We start from the raw sequence: 16,587 nt of genomic DNA, 5'->3' as shown, positions 1-16,587 counted from the left end.
ATATATTGTATTAAGGTATAGTATATGTTCGTTGAAGTTGAAAAAAGACAAATGTTCATCTTTTGCAATATCGAGCAGGGGGTTATCTATGCTTAACCGTGCTAAGTTCGTTGTATTTATATTAATTCTAACCGGTATAATGGGTAGCATTTTCGCTATGGAATGGTCTGATGATCCTTACGAGATCAAAATGGCCAACTATGCCCATAAACACGCCGGAACATCTAATAAGGTTATAGTTATAGACCCTACAGCGGTTAGGGCTCAAAACATAACCGAGAAGATGATCGAAAATGGGTTCACCCGTTGTGCGCTGCCCGACCCGAGGCGGTTTCCTGAAGAAGCATCAGCTTTTTTGCCGGTAATGCCTCCCGAGCCGATTGTTTTTAGCCCTTCGAGGACTACTCCACCGAGCGCGAGACCAACACCCCCGGCTCCTGATAGCCCTGCTTCAGCTATGGATTTCCATCCAGATGATGTTCTTGTTAGTATTCCTAATGCCGATCCTCAGAGGCAGCCTCACTGCGTCACCGGAGACGACGGAACGATCTATGCCGTTTGGGGGCAGGCGACAGGTTCCAATAATGCCATAATGTTCTCAAAATCGGTTGATGGCGGAGCGACATGGACAGAAGCTATTGCTGTCGATGCTGTAGGAACAAACTATTCACCTAGAGTTGCTGTTTGGGGAAGTGGTTCATCTGCAAGGGTTCATGTTGTTTACAACTATGTCGATTGGCACTCATACGACTATTATGATACGACAGGCTCATATTTATACACAGATACCATTTCTGAGGGCGATGTTTATTATTGCCGTAGCAATACAGGTGGTGCGAGCTTCGGTCATTATCAGGGAATTGCAAATGCCGATTTAGATTTGATTATTCTTCACTTCAATTACGATGAGGGTGGCGCGGATATAAATGTTGACCCGACGGGTAATGTTTGTATTTCCTTTTACAGCCAGGCCGACGAAGGACATATCATGTCCCTTGTGGCGATGATCATTATTATCATTCTTTATGAAGGATTGCCGCCTTTCTGGTTGGAATATACCTGGTATGAAGTCGATATGAAAACCTCGACAAACCATGGAGGGAGTTTTAGCGATCAACATGAAATTGTAAACGAATGGTTTATGGATAACTCATTGTGCGGAAGTGCTATCGAAGGTTCTGGCTCTGGCGCTACTATGCACTGTATTTATACAGCTACAGGCATACTATCGCTGGGGTCCGCAGAATCATGGTATAAACAGGTTCGAAACCCATTCTTCTCACCATCGAATCACCTCGAAGAGTATGTGGGTGATGGTTATCCGGTTCCCGGTGGTGTTGTGGTTGATACGGCGGGTAATCCGCGAGTTGGATTGACCGATATTTCAAGCTGGGGATATGATGTTTGGTATAGTATGAGCACGACCGGCGGCACTTCATGGCCCACGCCTACTTTGGTTGCGGCATCGAGCAATGATGAATGGGAACCCAAACTGCGCCTCGATGATGCTCAGAACACTTTTCTAGTTTGGTCTGATGAAAGGCATATAAACACCGATATTTATTGTGTTTGGTCGGAGGATGGTGGTTACACTCTCCGAAGTGATCAGCATAAGGTTAATCAACATCCGGGCACATTTGATCAATTATGGCCAGGAATGGGTCTTTTCCTTTCGGACACATCGAGAAGACTCGATGTTGTTTGGTGGGACACGTGGAGTGATCCCGATGGAGATATTTATTACAATGGTGCGAATTGGTGGCGCACTAACCTCAATGTTCAATTACACGATACTCTTGCGAATCCCATGGGCGGAACGCTGACCCTAACCTATACCAGCATGGATGTGCTTATTTCTAGGGAGATTAGCACTGGTTATCATATTATCTATCACGATCCGGGGACGGAGATTTGCCTCGACAGAATGAGCTCCGGTTCGGATGCTACCGAACGATGGATATATTCCGAGACGGATGATTTCTGTGTAACACCAGCAATTCCGGGCAACACCTATAATTTAATCTATTACGATCAATATTACACTACATTCACTACTGAGATAGGCAACCCTCCGGCTTGCGCGGTGACGGATATCCCTTCAATGGCATTTACTTATGAGTATTTTGCGTTGACCGAGGTTGAGTTTTCCGATTTCCTAGGTTGGGCAAATGTTCGGGGAGATTATAGCTATACTCCTGCGGTCCCATCGGATCCGGGCGCAACAGAACGTTGGTATTGCCCCGAGCCGATTGGTATCGTGCTTTCTCCGACTGTAGCCCCTGTTTATTACTATCAATATAAAACAACGTTCAATATCCCGCTACGCATGAACGACGGCGACTGTACGCACAGAGTGCCGAGTTTTACTCTCCTTCAACGTTGGATGGGAGGCGCTAATGAAGGAGGGGTTACTTCTCTTACCGATTGGGCGGACTGCGGAAGTGTTTATGAATATGAAGACCCAAAGAATATTTCTGAGAGAGAAAGATGGGATGTAACAAGCGAAGCGATAGGAACGGTTAGTGGGCTTGGACCTTATACTCCACAGGGTTACCACCAGTGGAAACCGAATATCACATTGATCGGCCCGTATTTACCAGAAAACCCGACTTATTGTGAGACGCTTTATGTAGGTGGTGTTCGAAGGGGTGAAGCCAATCTTTATGGGCTTTATGCTCCTTGGGTCGATTGTGGAAACCATCTTTGGATGGGTGAATTTACTGCTCTTGGATGGATTGCCCGTGATCCTCGAGTTTTCGATCCGGTTATTAGCGATACGAATGCTATAATCAGATACGGTAATGTTGTAACAGTTATTCTCGAGAATGATTTCGGATACGGTTTCATTGTTGGGGACGAAGATACTATAACCAGCGGTTTCCCGCTTGGATGGACGCCCTCGACTTTCCATATAATTTGCGCTATTTCTCCACAAGAATTTGGAATGACTAGATATGTGTTCGACAACTGGTCGGATGGCGGCGATACGTGCCATGAGATTTATCCGATTAGCGATACGACATTTACAGCTTATTTTAATAAAGAGTATTATCTCGATATTATCTCTGATTGGGGAGACCCTTGGGGTGATGGTTGGTGGCCGGATGGTGCAGTAGCTAATTTTGGCGTTTCGAGCATCGGAGACACTGCTGGTGGCATCAGGTATGTCTTCGATCATTGGGAGGGAACAGGTGTCGGATCATATACCGGACCGGATACCTCCCACAATGTAACGATGAATAATCCGATTACGGAAGAGGCTATTTGGAATACGCAGTTCCGTTTAATAGTGGATTATGAAGGCACCGATACTCTAGTTCCAGCTCAGTCTGGTAGTGGTTGGTATAACACTGGGGAATATACTGAGATAATCACAGATTCAATAATCGGTGACGATGGTGAGGGCGATACGCTTCGTTATGTATTTGACCATTGGGAAAGCACTCCCGCAAGAGCTACCTTCGGTGACGAGAACGATGCCAACACCGAGATATGGCTTGCAAGGCCTTACATTGCGACAGCGGTTTACCTCAAACAATGGAGATTTACTGTCGAATCGACGGATTCTTCACTCGGTTCGCCTAACCCGAGAATAGGCTCGCACTGGATGTTTGATGGCGATTCGGTTCATGCCGAGGTTACAAGCCCGGATGGCGCAAGTTATTGTATTGGCTATCTTGGATATGGTAGTTTGGTTGATGGTGCTATTCCGTGGCTCGATTTTGTTATCACCCAACCTTCGGGTGTTACATGGCAATGGGGCGATCAATATATATTCAACATTACTTCGGACCCATTCACTTGGATAATGGATATGGGAAGCCCCGATCCAATTCGCGGAGTACACTATTATGTTCCTTTAGAAGTAGATACTTTCCGTGTAAATGAATTTACCCCGGATATGGGTGGCACAAGATACCATTGCACTGGCTTCACTGGTATTGGCCCTGCTTCTGCCGGCGGCGACACCAATTGGGTCGATCTGGTTATCACTTCGAGTGGTGAGCTTCGCTGGCAATTCACGCGCCAGCTTAGATTAGTTGTTACAAGTGTACATGGAGACCCAGATCCTTCGGTGGGAGTTCACTGGTATGACGAATACACAGATATCGATCCTAATGTCGATCCTGTGGATGGAGAATACCGCTGCGTCGGTTATACAATATTCATCGGAGGCGCTCCAATCACTGGCAGCGGATCTTCTTTTCCGCTTAGTATAGCCACTTCGTGCAGTTTGAATTGGGCCTGGGCGCATGAAGATGATGTCGAAAGTCTTTATGTTTATTCAGATCATGGTCCCTGTTCGCCTCCCGCTGGCGTATGGACATATTTCTGGATTGGTAGCATGGCTTATCCATTTGCGCCGCTTTATGATATTACCGGAGCAGGAGATGGAGTTCAATGGAAGTGTATCGGTTGGTCTGGCACGGGCGTGGTTCCTCGAACGGGGACAGCTAATGTCTGCACGCTTTCGATGACATCTTCAGGAACTATTACTTGGAATTGGCAACCGCAGTATCTCGTTCATGTGGAATGTGATAACGATAATCCACGCTTCTCTCTGAATGGTGGATTAACATGGACTCCACTAGATACGATAGATGATATCTGGGTTCCGGGTGATGCACACGTGATGGTTAGCGTAGATTATGTCGATACGATAACCGCCGCAGGTGGCGGCGACAGTATTGTCTTCTGCGAGAATTGGACAGGAATTGGCGATTGCCTTGATGGTTTGGACAGGATGGAATTAGACCTTGACTTCACAGCATCGAGTCCATGTTCGATATTCTTTAATTGGTCAAGTTTGCTTATTCCATTATATGTTTATTCCGACCATGATGATCCTATTCCTTCAGATACGACTTATTGGATTCCTGGGACTAGCGTTGATGCATTTGTTACTTCCCCGTCGTATGATGGAATCGATGGCGAGCGTTCAATTTGCACCGGTTGGACTGGAACTGGCGATGTTCCTCGAACTGGAGATAGGCCGCACTTGAATTTCATTATCGAAGATACGTCTTCGATAACGTGGAATTGGGATCAGGAATTCCGTCTGAGAATAGCGAGTTGGCCTACTATTTATGATAGTCCATTCCCGATTGATGGAGATCATTGGTATCCCGCTGGTGACTCGGTTTGGGGTAGTGTAACAAGCCCGGTCTGGAGTGGAACTGATACAATGTATTGTATAGGTTTCCTCGGCACCGGTTCAGCTCCTTACGAATCACCACAGATTGAATTCGGTTTTCATCTCGATGAACCTTCCGATTTGACATGGCAGTGGTTACCGAGGGATAGTGTTCGATTGCTTCATGTGACCAGTGATTATGATTCACCGCTTCCTTATGGCACAACTGCCTGGAGGATATGCGATACTGTCGATGCTCGGGTGGATTCGTTTGTTATAATTGGATCCGACAGGATTGACTGCACCGGTTGGCGTGGTAGCGGAAGTGTTCCCTCTGTCGGCGATTCAAGTAGAATCGAATTCTATATTTGCGAGGATTCTTATATACAATGGCAATGGGCTACAGTATTTTCTTTCGAGGTTCAGAATCCCGGTGATTATGGTGATCCTGTGCCGGACGTTGGTGTTTATACGCACAGCGCTGGTTTATATGTCAGTGGTGAAATGCTCGACCACCCATATTGGACCGGTACAGATACAATGTTCTGTGTAGGTTTTAATGGTTGGGGCAATCTACCTCCGGCTGACCCCCACACCGATTTCTCTTTCTTCATTACCATGAACTCCGGTTTACAGTGGCAATGGAGCAATGTAGCTTACAGACTTACAGTCTATTCTGATCATGGGACTCCTTGGCCACATGGCACTACATATTGGATTCCAGGATCGATTTGCGATAGCGCGTTTGTGGACTCGGCTGTTGTTGTTAGCCCGGATATACGCGCGAGATGTATAGGTTGGACTGGAACCGGGTCTGTTCCAGCTAGCGGAGATACGAATATTATCCGCAGAATAAGCATGAGAAGCGATGGGACGATCACATGGAACTGGGCTTTACAATATGCTTTCCGCGTTACAAATGAAGGCCCAGGCGCAGATGGCTGGGATTCTCCCGAGCCACCTCCAGGAACCTATTGGTATGATGAAGGTGATACGGTTATCGCGTATGTTACTGAAAACCCGGTTTGGTCAACGGCTTATGATGATAGCATGTATTGTATCGGCATGACTGGAACCGGAAGTGCTCCGATTTGGAGTCCTCAGGATTCTATAGAATTCGTAATTACCGTTCCGAGTGTTGTTAATTGGCATTGGTTATGGGGCGATACGGTGGCGAGCCTATCTGTTACTTGCGATCATGACTCTCCGATGCCTTGGGGAATTACATATTGGCCATTATATTCAATGGTTGTTGCTACTGTTGATGCAACCGAAGAAGTCGATAGTCTAACCCGTTATTTCTGCACGGGTTTCGATGTTCGCGGAGCGGTGGATTCAACCGATTCAGCTATCTTCTTGGACTTCGAGATCGATATGGATACAGAACTTATATGGAATTGGACTGGCCAATTCTACCTTACATTATTATATGATGGTATTTCAACACCACCCGATTTCATCGGTGAAGGATGGTATGGCGAAGAAGATACGGCTTTATTCGAGTGTGAAACTCCGGTATTCGATTCTGGTAGTTATTATGGATTCGTGTATTGGACATTCGACCCGGATACCACAATTCATGGAGATAGTCTTATCTTCCATTCATGGATTGAAATGCATGAACCAGTATTTGCAACTGCCCATTATGCTCCGGGTGTATATGTTCAGGTTCTGAAGTATCCTGATGAAAATGACGATGGTTGGATTTCAATCGATGGTATCGAACACGATTCGACTGCCATTTATTCGAGTTATTGGGGGCTTGGAAGCTACCACGATCTATTAGTTCCGGATTACGATTCTACAGCCTATGGGCAGCTATATACATTCTCTAGGTGGTCTGATGCTGGAGCTATAGGCCATAGAGTCGGCCCAATTACAGCATCTGATACTCTATGGAATGCCTATTATTCTACGAGATTTATGGCAGTTGTGGCGAAAGCACCGCCGCATACCTGGGGTTATATTGCCGCTGATGGCGATACTTTCCGTGATTCAGCAGCGGAGGTATTTTGGTGGTCGTCCGGTCCTCCGCATACAGTAGCCGTTTCAACCCCGGATTCCAGCGATTTACCCGCTAGTGATACGATAAGGTATTTCTTCCAGGATTGGACAGCCGTGGGAGATACGACTTCAATGGACACACTTCCTTATTTCACTACAGATTCGATTAGGGGTCCGGTATCTTATAGAGCGAATTATGATCCAAAGATACTGGTGCGTCTCGAAAAGAATCCGGCGCATCCATATGGCTATTTCACGATTAACAGTGATACAATTCGTGATGTATCCAGTTACGACTATTGGTGTAACCCGGGTGCATCGCCGTATATTGGTGTTAGTGAGTTCGACATTGTAGATTACTCAATTGAAACGGATTCAGTATGGAGGTTTTTAAACTGGAGTGATGGTGGCACTATTGTTCACGAGATAGATCCGGTAGATGAGCCATCGACCTTCACAGCTTATTATGATGAGGATACCGTGGTCATGGCATTCTCAGTTAATCCAAACTTCTGGGATGTCGATACTATCAGGATTGTCCAAACTCGTGCTATGTTGGATACGCAAGTTGTAGTTATGGAAAATGAGGGCAATGTGCCTCTCGATCTCGGTTTCGTTATGGATGATACAGGACCATGGTCTGTTGGAATCACAAGAGGTCATGATAAATTCTATCTGTACGTTCATTTGGATGATGAAGTAATTTCACCCACGACATTTAGTCCAATTAATGATTGGGTGAAGAATGATCTTATTGTCTGGGCGACATCGGGTTCCTCTGGTAGATTTGGTCCCGGTGGCGTAAATGTTCTTCCACCGCCTTATTCTGGAACAGATGCGAGGGAAAATATTTGGATGCAGTTCGGAAGTCCAATTTCCAGTTCCGCCGGATATGGCTCTGTAACTCTTGTTCTAACCCTTTATGCGAAATATTACATGCCTTAATCACAAGATGGTCATGTAAGTGATTAATAGAAACCTCCCCGCCCCATAATGGGGAGGGGAGGTCTTTTTAAGATGGTTCGGGGAAAATTATTTAATAAGATAGCCTATGGAGCCTTGCTTGGTCTTTGCGTGTCGATTGCTTTTTCTATTGTTGCGGTCGAGTTTTTTGTAGGGTTGCTTTTTATTTTATGGTTAGCAAAGCTATTTATCGATGATAAAACAGTAATCCATCATTCTAAAGTTTCCGCAATTTTGATAATTTTCGTTACTCTGCGGATTTTATCCTCGCTATTTTCTCTAGATATAAATAATTCGTTGAATTCGCTGGGTAAACTACCTCTTTTATTGGTCTTCTTCCCAATCAATACCCTTTTTTCTAGAAAAGACCTCGAAAAAGCTCTAGGAGTTATGATTATCGCGATAGCGCTTGCTTCCCTTTTAGGAAGCGCGAAAGTAATATTCTTTGGTATGGACCGAGCAAGAACAACCTATGGTGGTTATACAGGTCTTTCCCTACAGATAACAGTAGCGATTAATCTCAGCCTATATTTTATTTTAAAAACAAAGCATGCTTTAAAGTTATATCTTCCATTTTTTATAATATTGTTTATTGGATTACTTGCCACTTATGCCAGAACACAGTGGATTACAGCTTTTTTAAGTATTATTGTGGCGATAGCCTTGATAAGACCTAAAAGGCTTTTTTATATTATATCTGGAATGATATGCGGGTTGTTGTCAGTGCCAGAGAGTATAATGCAAAGGTTGCTAGAAACCTTTAGATATGGTGGCGATAGTTCTCGAATAGCGCTTTGGGATGGCAGCCTCGACCTGTTGAAAGGATTGCCGTTTTTCGGTTATGGGCCTAAGACATTTTTGGATATATTCCCCAAAAGTGCGCTGAAGGAACTTCTTGATCAATCTGTTTGGAACTATCATAATGATTTTATACAAGTAGCTATCGAATCTGGTTGGCTGACATTGGCTGTTTTCATAATTCTTTGGTGTGTGATATTAATTTTAGTATGTCGTGCCGCTTGTTTGCGCGACAGTATGAAAATTCTTTGTGGGACGGCTTTCCTGGGGCTTTTTGTAAGCTCCCTACTTAATGGTGTCTTTTTTGATCCGATGGTTATGCCGATTATAGCTTTGCTGTTTGTAGTTCTAGGCCGCTCAGAGGAAATAAATTTAAAAAAAGGCGATAAATTACTGCTTGTTCGACTGGATAAAATAGGTGATGTCGTTCTAACTACACCGATGGCTGGCGCATTGAAGAAGCGCTTTCCCGGGGTTATTATCGATATGGCAGTTCGTCCGGGGATATCATTAGTAGCGTCTATGAGCGCTCATGTTGATAAGGTTGTGGAAGCCCCCGGATCGGTGCTTAAGTTTTCTAAGATAATTAAGATGAATAAATACAAGATGGCTGTTTTGGTTCATCCAGATATTTGGGCAGCAGTGGCAATTTCTCTTGCGAGAGTGAGGATTCGTATAGGTAGCGAGTATAGATTATGGGCGCCTCTTTTATTGACTCATCGTGTCCTAAGGCATCGAGATCCAAGACGACACGAATCGGTGCTTAATGCCGAACTTCTTGAATTTCTTGGAATAGATAGCAATGATCTACCTTCACCCGAATTAAATACTATTGATTCAGCCTTCTCTTTTGAGCCTGAAAAACCGATTATAGGTTTTCATCCGGGGAGTGGAGGCTCGGTATTGCGATGCCAACCGAGGATATTTGGAGAGGCAGCACGCTTATTGAAAGAGTCTGGATTCTCAATCGTCGTAACGGGCGGAACCGATGACGAGAAATCGGTAGAGGAGTTCCTCTGTGCTTCAGGTCTTGTAGATTATGATTTTGCAGGTAAAACGAATATTTCTGAACTAGGAAAAATTATTTCAAAATGCCAAGTTTTTGTTGCGCAAGGGACAGGTCCTTTGCATATTGCCAGCGGTTTAGGAATACCGGTTGTTGGGGTATATCCACCAAGTCTGAAGACTGGAGTAAAAAGGTGGCATCCCTTGGGAAGCAAATACATAGCCGTAAAGCCTAAACTGTCGGAATGTAAAAGGTGTATTGGGGAAAAATGTTCCCATTTCAATTGTCTCGAATCGATTTGCCCCGAGGAGATTGTTAGAGCTGTGAAGGAGTTATCAGTTGTTAAAAGCTCGATTAACGGCAATAAAAAATGATTATACTATTGCGTTGCTTTTATGCGAGAACACGCCTAGGGATCCTCTGCCCGAAGGATTGGAGTATTCCGAGATTGAACTGCCGAACGAACCGTTAGTTTTACGACAGGTTCATGGTGGAACTGTGCATTACATCGATTCGGTTAAAGTAACCGAAGAAACACGAGGTGCTTTTGGTGATGGCTTTATTGTCACTAAACCGGGAATTGCAGTAGGAGTGATCACTGCCGATTGTATTCCACTTGTTATTACGGAGGCTGAAGGAAGATGTGTCGCCGTTCTTCATTGTGGTTGGAAGTCCCTAGCTACGGGCATTGTAGATAATGCTCTTTCCCTTATTCTAAATACAGAGGGAGTTCGGAAAGAGAATCTACGTTTTGTAATGGGGCCAGGTATTTTAGGCTCCGAATACGAAGTTGGGCCGGAAGTTGCCGTCCGCTTCCCCGAATCAACTAAACTTATCGATGAGAATAAATACCTTCTAGATCTTCCTGTGGAAATTGCCCATAGACTTTCAAAATATGGAATAGAATCTTCAGCGATAAATTCTACCGGTATATCTACATTCTCGAATGAATGGCTTCCAAGCTATCGCCGCGATGGAGATAAAGCAGGTCAAATCCTTATTTTAGCCTGGATTAAATAGGCTATTTATTCCCCAAAATTTCTAGAATATTCTCGATTATCTTTTTCATAACCTCGATAGATATACTGTCGTTTTTTTCGGCTATAAAGGGCTTCCCATCGTCGGAGGCAGCCATTATTTTTGGTTCTAAAGGCAACTTACCGAGTAAATCGACTTCCATTTCTTTAGCGGCCTTCTCACCACCACCAACTTTGAATATTTCCGATATTTTGTTGCAGTATGGACAAACGAATCCGCTCATGTTTTCGATAATACCGAGAACTGGCACATTTAATTGCCGGGAAAAAGTGATCGTTCGTCGGGCATCTAAAAGAGCCACGTTTTGAGGAGTCGTAACAATAATAGCACCATCCATATCCGGTAGTCTTTGGATAATACTAAGAGGTTCGTCGCCTGTGCCGGGAGGTGAATCTATTATTAGAAAATCAAGTTCGCCCCAATCGACTTCACTTAAAAATTGGTCAATCGCTTTCATTTTCATAGGGCCGCGCCAGATGACCGGTGCATCGGGCTCCTGTAGGAGTGAAGCCATAGTAATTATTTTGACTCCGTACTTTTCTATAGGTTCTATAAGCCCCTTTTCATTGGAAAATAGTTTTTCATTTTCTATTCCAGTCATTTTGCCAATACTCGGACCGTGAATGTCAATATCCAATAGCCCAACTTTATTGTTAAGCGCAGCTAGACCATAAGCCAGGTTGGTAGCTACAGTGGATTTCCCGACTCCTCCTTTGCCGGAAAGGATAAGCAACTTGTGCTTAACCTCAGACATCGACTTAGCTATTGCAAATTGCGTTTCCAAACCCGCTTGATGGGAATTTGTTGTTTGTTTTTTCTCTGATTTGTTATCCACTATGTATGACCTCCTAAAAAAATTACTTCAGCTAATTATGGAGATTTTATCTCGAATTTCAATAAAAACCGAAGTTCAGAATAAATTCTGCAACCATAATTTGTCAGCAATTGCCGTAAATAATAATGAATGATAATTACAAATTAGGGGAATAATTCCAATTTTAATTCATTTAAAAAAACCGGCCATTAAGGCCGGTTTTTCTAAAGGGTCTTGGATAACCTAATTTATTTGATCAGCGTTACCTTGCGTGTAATAGTATTTCCTAAATCATCACTGGCGCGCAAGAAATAAGTCCCGCTGGGAACGAACCAACCGTTGTCGGAAAAACCATCCCAAACAAATCTCCGCCTTCCGGCCCGAAGATCACCATCATGTACCTCCGTGACTGTTCTACCTGTCATATCGATGATGTCGATTTTAAATTTCCCAGGTGTATATGTATCGAACCAGAAAGCCGTCGCGGCATTGAATGGATTAGGATATCCCGAACCGAGACGGAAATCGAGAGGCATATCGGGGTTTAACCGTTCGGATTCATAGATTCCAGTGTAAGCTGTAGTTAGCAGATAATCCTTCGGGATGCGAAGATAAACAAAGTCGTCTAGGGTAACCTCACCTTCTTCAAGAAGGTAAAGGCCAGCATCATAATCGACAATGAAGGAAATATGGACATTATCGTCAACTCGGTCTGCTACAGTAACCTCGACTTCGGAAAGACAAACACCTGTGCTACATCCGGGAGTAGTCGTGTTTGAAATATTAACAGGATCCGACCAGTATCCACTATCTGGATTATAAACAGCGCAATAAATATCGCTGTTAGGATAATTCAGCAAAGAGTTATCTATAAGAAGCGTGCCGGTTTGGCACCACCAATATTCCGACCAACGCTGCTCCCAAAATACAAAGACATTGCCGTCATCGTCAACTGTCACTTGAGGTTCGTGACTTGCGCCATATTGACTTGTGCGGAACTGGGAACTCGGCCTATAGTCTGTAGGTGGTTGGAATAGCCACCAAGGGTCCCAAGTAACCGTATCTATTACATCACGGGCATCATCCCAATGATAAATTACTTCCATGCTGTATGCACCAACAGAACATGCCGCCGCACAACTCGTTTCCCAGCCTTCATGAGGTGAAAGAACAAAACCACCCCATACTGCATGAAGAACACCGTCGGGGGAATATGTAATGTTGAAGTCAACAGGGCGTGTATAAACTGGAGAATAATTCTGGACTGTTTCCGGGGGTGTAACACTCGAATCGAGGCTCCAACCTATATAAAGGCTCTCCGGATAATCAGAATAGATATGGACTCCCGGCTCGGTGATATATTCAGTGGGGGCCCATGTGTCGCCCATATCGGTTGATCTACGGATCATCAAGGCGGCAGCGTCATATACAGTTGTAAAATAACTCTCAGCCGTGCAGTAGCATGTATCGGCTTCGACCAGTGTGTCTCGACGGATGTAACCCATCGTGACTTCGGTTTCCCCGGTGCCTTTCCATGCTGTAATATCGCAAGAAATATCTACTTGATCATTTTCGATCTCAATCGCAGGTTCAAAAGACATAGACGCAATAGAGACAATGTCCGGCTTAACAAAACCGCGATAATAAATAACCCTTTCACCACAAGGCTCGCCTGTAGCTGGAATGGTGTCGAGATTATTAGAGCATGAGCTCACCAAGAAAACGGTTGTGTCGATCTGAGCGATTTTAGGCCAGATTGCGGAACAATCGAAGGTGGGATCCTCGGGAACATAATAAGGATCGGGTCCTTCGATAGGTTGGATAAAGACACAGCGACTAGCACCGGCGGTAGCATAATACATACCGTCGAACGCCGCATTAGTTTTTGGATTTGTGGCACCCTCGACATCGTGATATGTAACTGTGGGAACAGTGTGCACATCATCTACCGCAATATTAACATAACCCGCTTTGTCTCGGCCATCAGCCTGAGCGCCATCATAAGCACAAACCCAACCAGTGCTAGGATCGCCGCCTGTTACCGAGTCAATATGGAAGTAGTTGTATTTAGCTCTTCTCTGGGAGAAGGTGGGAGTAATCCCGTCCATCCAAGCAACATGAACTCCACCTTCATGATCGACGGCAATGTTTCTACCCTTGGAGCAGTTGTGCTGCATATCGTAATATGTATCTCCAGCTATATAAAGTGGTAGATCGTGATATGGATCGAAAGGTGGTATGGTATCGAGCTCCATTGGTGAAAAACTATGAGTATAATCCACTCTAATGGGCTGTCCATAAATTGGAAGATGAACCCCTCCAAGAAGCGGTTTTACTGCGTCAGTTGATGCGAAAGCTCCCACAGCGATAATTAAAATAGCCACAGAAATAAGATAAATTCGCGTCATGAAACCTCCTTGGTATAATTATTTCTAGTAAATTTCAATATACTTATAGCAATTATAATTGTCAACCACTTCAAAGCTCTTTTGATTTTGTCCAGTTTCAAAGGTTAATTAAAAAGTATCATTTGACATAATATATATTATGTCAAAAAAAGTTTTGAAATGAAGATTTAAAAAACCAATTGAAAAATAAGGTTGTTGACGAATGCCTTTGTAGAATATAACTTGTTTAAAGTAATATTGAATTAGCTATTAATGGATGGTAATATGAGTAATGAAAAAGTGTCGATAGTTCCGCAGATTCTTGAAAAAACTGCATCGAGAATACCGGATAGAATAGCTATGATGGTTTTCGATGGCAGTGGAGGAAGCACTGAATTAACCTATAGCGAGCTTCTCCAAAAGGTCAGAAAATTGGCCTCTTTTCTGAAACATGCAGGTTTTAAGAAGGGGCAACATATTGCTGTGTTGGGGAAAAACTCCCCGGAGTGGGCTATTACCTATTTTGCAATACAAACAGTCGGTTGCGTGACCATACCACTCGATCCAGCATTGCGCCCTCAGGAACTCCGATATATAATCCGCCATTCTGATGCTGCAGCCATTTTTAATAACGAACGCTTTACTGCGCCATTGAGAGAAGAAAATGGCTTTGAATCGATCAAACAATACAATTTGGAAGATATTTGGAAAATAATGGAATCCGAAATCGAGATATTGCCATCTTTTTCTAATCAGGATGCCGATTTGCCAGCCTCTATTATTTATACTTCAGGAACAACCGGTTCACCCAAAGGCGTTGTTCTGTCTCATAGAAATATAATAGGCGATATTGACGGAATGAAAAAGCGTGTTGACCTGTTCTCCGAAGATACCTTTATTTCAGTGCTTCCGATACATCATAGCTTCGAGGGAACTTGTGGTTTCTTAACCCCCATTAGCATTGGAAGTGGTATTTGCTATGCTCGTGCGCTTAGAGCAAAAGAGATACTCGAGGACATACAGGCATCAAATGCGACGATAATTCTGGGTGTGCCGTTATTATTCGATAAAATTTACAAAGGAATAATTAAAGGTGTCAACAAGAAGGGCGGAATTGCCAAGCTAGCCTTTGGATCGGTTATGGGTGTGACAAAGTTACTCGATGGAACGATCTCTAGAAGAGCTGGTATCAAGACTATGAAGGTGTTCCGAAAAAAAGCAGGATTTGGAAACTTGCGATTAATGATCTCCGGGGGAGCAGCAATTAGGCCCGAAATAGTCGATTTCTTCAATTATTTTGGGGTGACTTGTCTTCAAGGCTACGGTCTTTCAGAAACCTCGCCGGTTTTGGCGGCAAGCCCGACTACAAGCAAAAAATCAGCTTCGGTTGGACCTGCGATTTCAGGAGTGCAATTAAAAATTGACTTACCAAATCAGGATGGAGTTGGCGAGATATTGGCTAGGGGCGTTCCCGTTTTTCAAGGCTATTATAAAAATCCAGAGGCAACGCGCGACGCCTTTACTCCAGATGGATGGTTTAAAACAGGTGATCTTGGCAAAATAGATGACGAAGGTTTCCTCTTTATTAGCGGTCGCGCTAAAGATGTAATCGTGACCGCTGCAGGCAAGAATGTATATCCTGATGAGATAGAGGAGAAAATCAATGCTTCGAAGTTAGTTACCGAATCAATTATCATTGGAGTGAAGCATGCTAATTCCGAAGAACCCTTTGCTATAATTGTGCCGGATTTAGATGGCCTTGACAAGTATTTCAGTAAAAAATGGACGGACGATGATGTCGAGAAAGTGATGAAAGAACTCATAGAAAAGGTAAATAACCAGATTGCTCCGTATAAGCGCATAAAGGGATTCAAAATACAACAGGAAGAATTTCCAAAAACCTCTACGAAAAAGATTAAACGCTATCTTTACTATGGTAAAGGAATAAGAATAGATTAGAATAAATAAGTGGATGTAACTGGTCTGAAAAGCGCTTAAGGAAAACCGCCCTTTTGTATTTGATTTTAAACTCCTAATATGTGTGTTGCGCAAGTATTTAAAAAGGAGTCCCATGAAGTATTTTATTTTGGCTATTTCTTTGTTGGTAGCAACTGCTCTTTTCGCGCAATCGGATTATGAGGTTTTATTTTCAAGACCTGATATCGATGGGCTTTCATACGATGACAACGACGGAACCGATCTCGACGATATTAAAACAACCGGTTTAGCGGTAGGCACGATGGTCGCCGTTTTCGACGGTAGCGAAACGAGAATCTATCGCCTTACCGCCGGCACCACTGCGGAAAGCTCACCAAACGTAATACGTCCGGACGATTTTATCGATCCGGGGAATGCTAAGATCTGGATCGCGTGATTATCCAGCGCGCCGGAGGAAACAGGTTATGTTGGTGGTAATGGAGATACTCTAATTGCCGATTGGGAT

The 16,587-nt window shown here is 43.8% G+C and carries 7 protein-coding genes; 5 read left to right on the top strand and 2 right to left on the bottom strand.

Features of this window, described 5'->3' with window-relative positions; translation table 11 throughout:
• Positions 1-88 precede the first annotated feature (88 nt).
• The 3 genes from KAH81_05405 to KAH81_05395 all read left to right on the top strand — a co-directional run bounded on the left by KAH81_05405 (position 89) and on the right by KAH81_05395 (position 10,925).
• Positions 89-8,083 (top strand): hypothetical protein, encoded by a 7,995-nt coding sequence (locus tag KAH81_05405; protein ID MCK5833091.1) that lies wholly within the window; start codon positions 89-91, stop codon positions 8,081-8,083.
• A 72-nt stretch (positions 8,084-8,155) separates the two neighbouring features.
• On the top strand, positions 8,156-10,279 hold the full coding sequence (locus KAH81_05400) for an O-antigen ligase family protein (GenBank protein MCK5833090.1): 2,124 nt from the start codon (positions 8,156-8,158) through the stop codon (positions 10,277-10,279).
• Complete coding sequence (locus tag KAH81_05395; protein MCK5833089.1) at positions 10,245-10,925, top strand: polyphenol oxidase family protein; 681 nt, start codon at positions 10,245-10,247, stop codon at positions 10,923-10,925. Before KAH81_05400 ends, KAH81_05395 begins: the two co-directional genes overlap by 35 nt.
• Before the next feature lies 1 nt (position 10,926).
• Here the strand turns inward: KAH81_05395 and KAH81_05390 are convergent, their stop codons facing one another.
• Both KAH81_05390 and KAH81_05385 read right to left on the bottom strand, forming a co-directional pair.
• The gene (locus tag KAH81_05390; protein ID MCK5833088.1) at positions 10,927-11,697 is read right to left on the bottom strand and encodes an Mrp/NBP35 family ATP-binding protein; all 771 of its coding nucleotides are present in this window, start codon (positions 11,695-11,697) and stop codon (positions 10,927-10,929) included.
• 308 nt (positions 11,698-12,005) lie between these two features.
• Positions 12,006-14,165, bottom strand: coding sequence for a T9SS type A sorting domain-containing protein (locus KAH81_05385; GenBank protein MCK5833087.1), 2,160 nt, complete (start codon positions 14,163-14,165; stop codon positions 12,006-12,008).
• A 264-nt stretch (positions 14,166-14,429) separates the two neighbouring features.
• Between KAH81_05385 and KAH81_05380 the strand changes: the two genes are divergently transcribed.
• Together KAH81_05380 and KAH81_05375 are read left to right on the top strand one after the other, a co-directional pair.
• Complete coding sequence (locus tag KAH81_05380) at positions 14,430-16,103, top strand: AMP-binding protein (protein ID MCK5833086.1); 1,674 nt, start codon at positions 14,430-14,432, stop codon at positions 16,101-16,103.
• 112 nt (positions 16,104-16,215) lie between these two features.
• The gene (locus KAH81_05375; GenBank protein MCK5833085.1) at positions 16,216-16,518 is read left to right on the top strand and encodes a hypothetical protein; all 303 of its coding nucleotides are present in this window, start codon (positions 16,216-16,218) and stop codon (positions 16,516-16,518) included.
• The last annotated feature ends 69 nt before the right edge of the window (positions 16,519-16,587 follow it).

It is taken from the genome of bacterium (assembly GCA_023145965.1).
In the GTDB taxonomy this organism is placed as follows: Bacteria; UBP14; UBA6098; order UBA6098; family UBA6098; genus UBA6098.
This window is presented reverse-complemented; position numbering and strand designations above follow the sequence as displayed.

Excerpts from the sequence above, each read along its gene's own strand:
- KAH81_05400 (MCK5833090.1), top strand. The coding sequence starts at position 8,156 with ATGGTTCGGGGAAAATTATTTAATAAGATAGCCTATGGAGCCTTGCTT.
- KAH81_05390 (MCK5833088.1), bottom strand. The coding sequence starts at position 11,697 with ATGTCTGAGGTTAAGCACAAGTTGCTTATCCTTTCCGGCAAAGGAGGA.
- KAH81_05405 (MCK5833091.1), top strand. The coding sequence starts at position 89 with ATGCTTAACCGTGCTAAGTTCGTTGTATTTATATTAATTCTAACCGGT.
- KAH81_05375 (MCK5833085.1), top strand. The coding sequence starts at position 16,216 with ATGAAGTATTTTATTTTGGCTATTTCTTTGTTGGTAGCAACTGCTCTT.
- KAH81_05385 (MCK5833087.1), bottom strand. The coding sequence starts at position 14,165 with ATGACGCGAATTTATCTTATTTCTGTGGCTATTTTAATTATCGCTGTG.
- KAH81_05380 (MCK5833086.1), top strand. The coding sequence starts at position 14,430 with ATGAGTAATGAAAAAGTGTCGATAGTTCCGCAGATTCTTGAAAAAACT.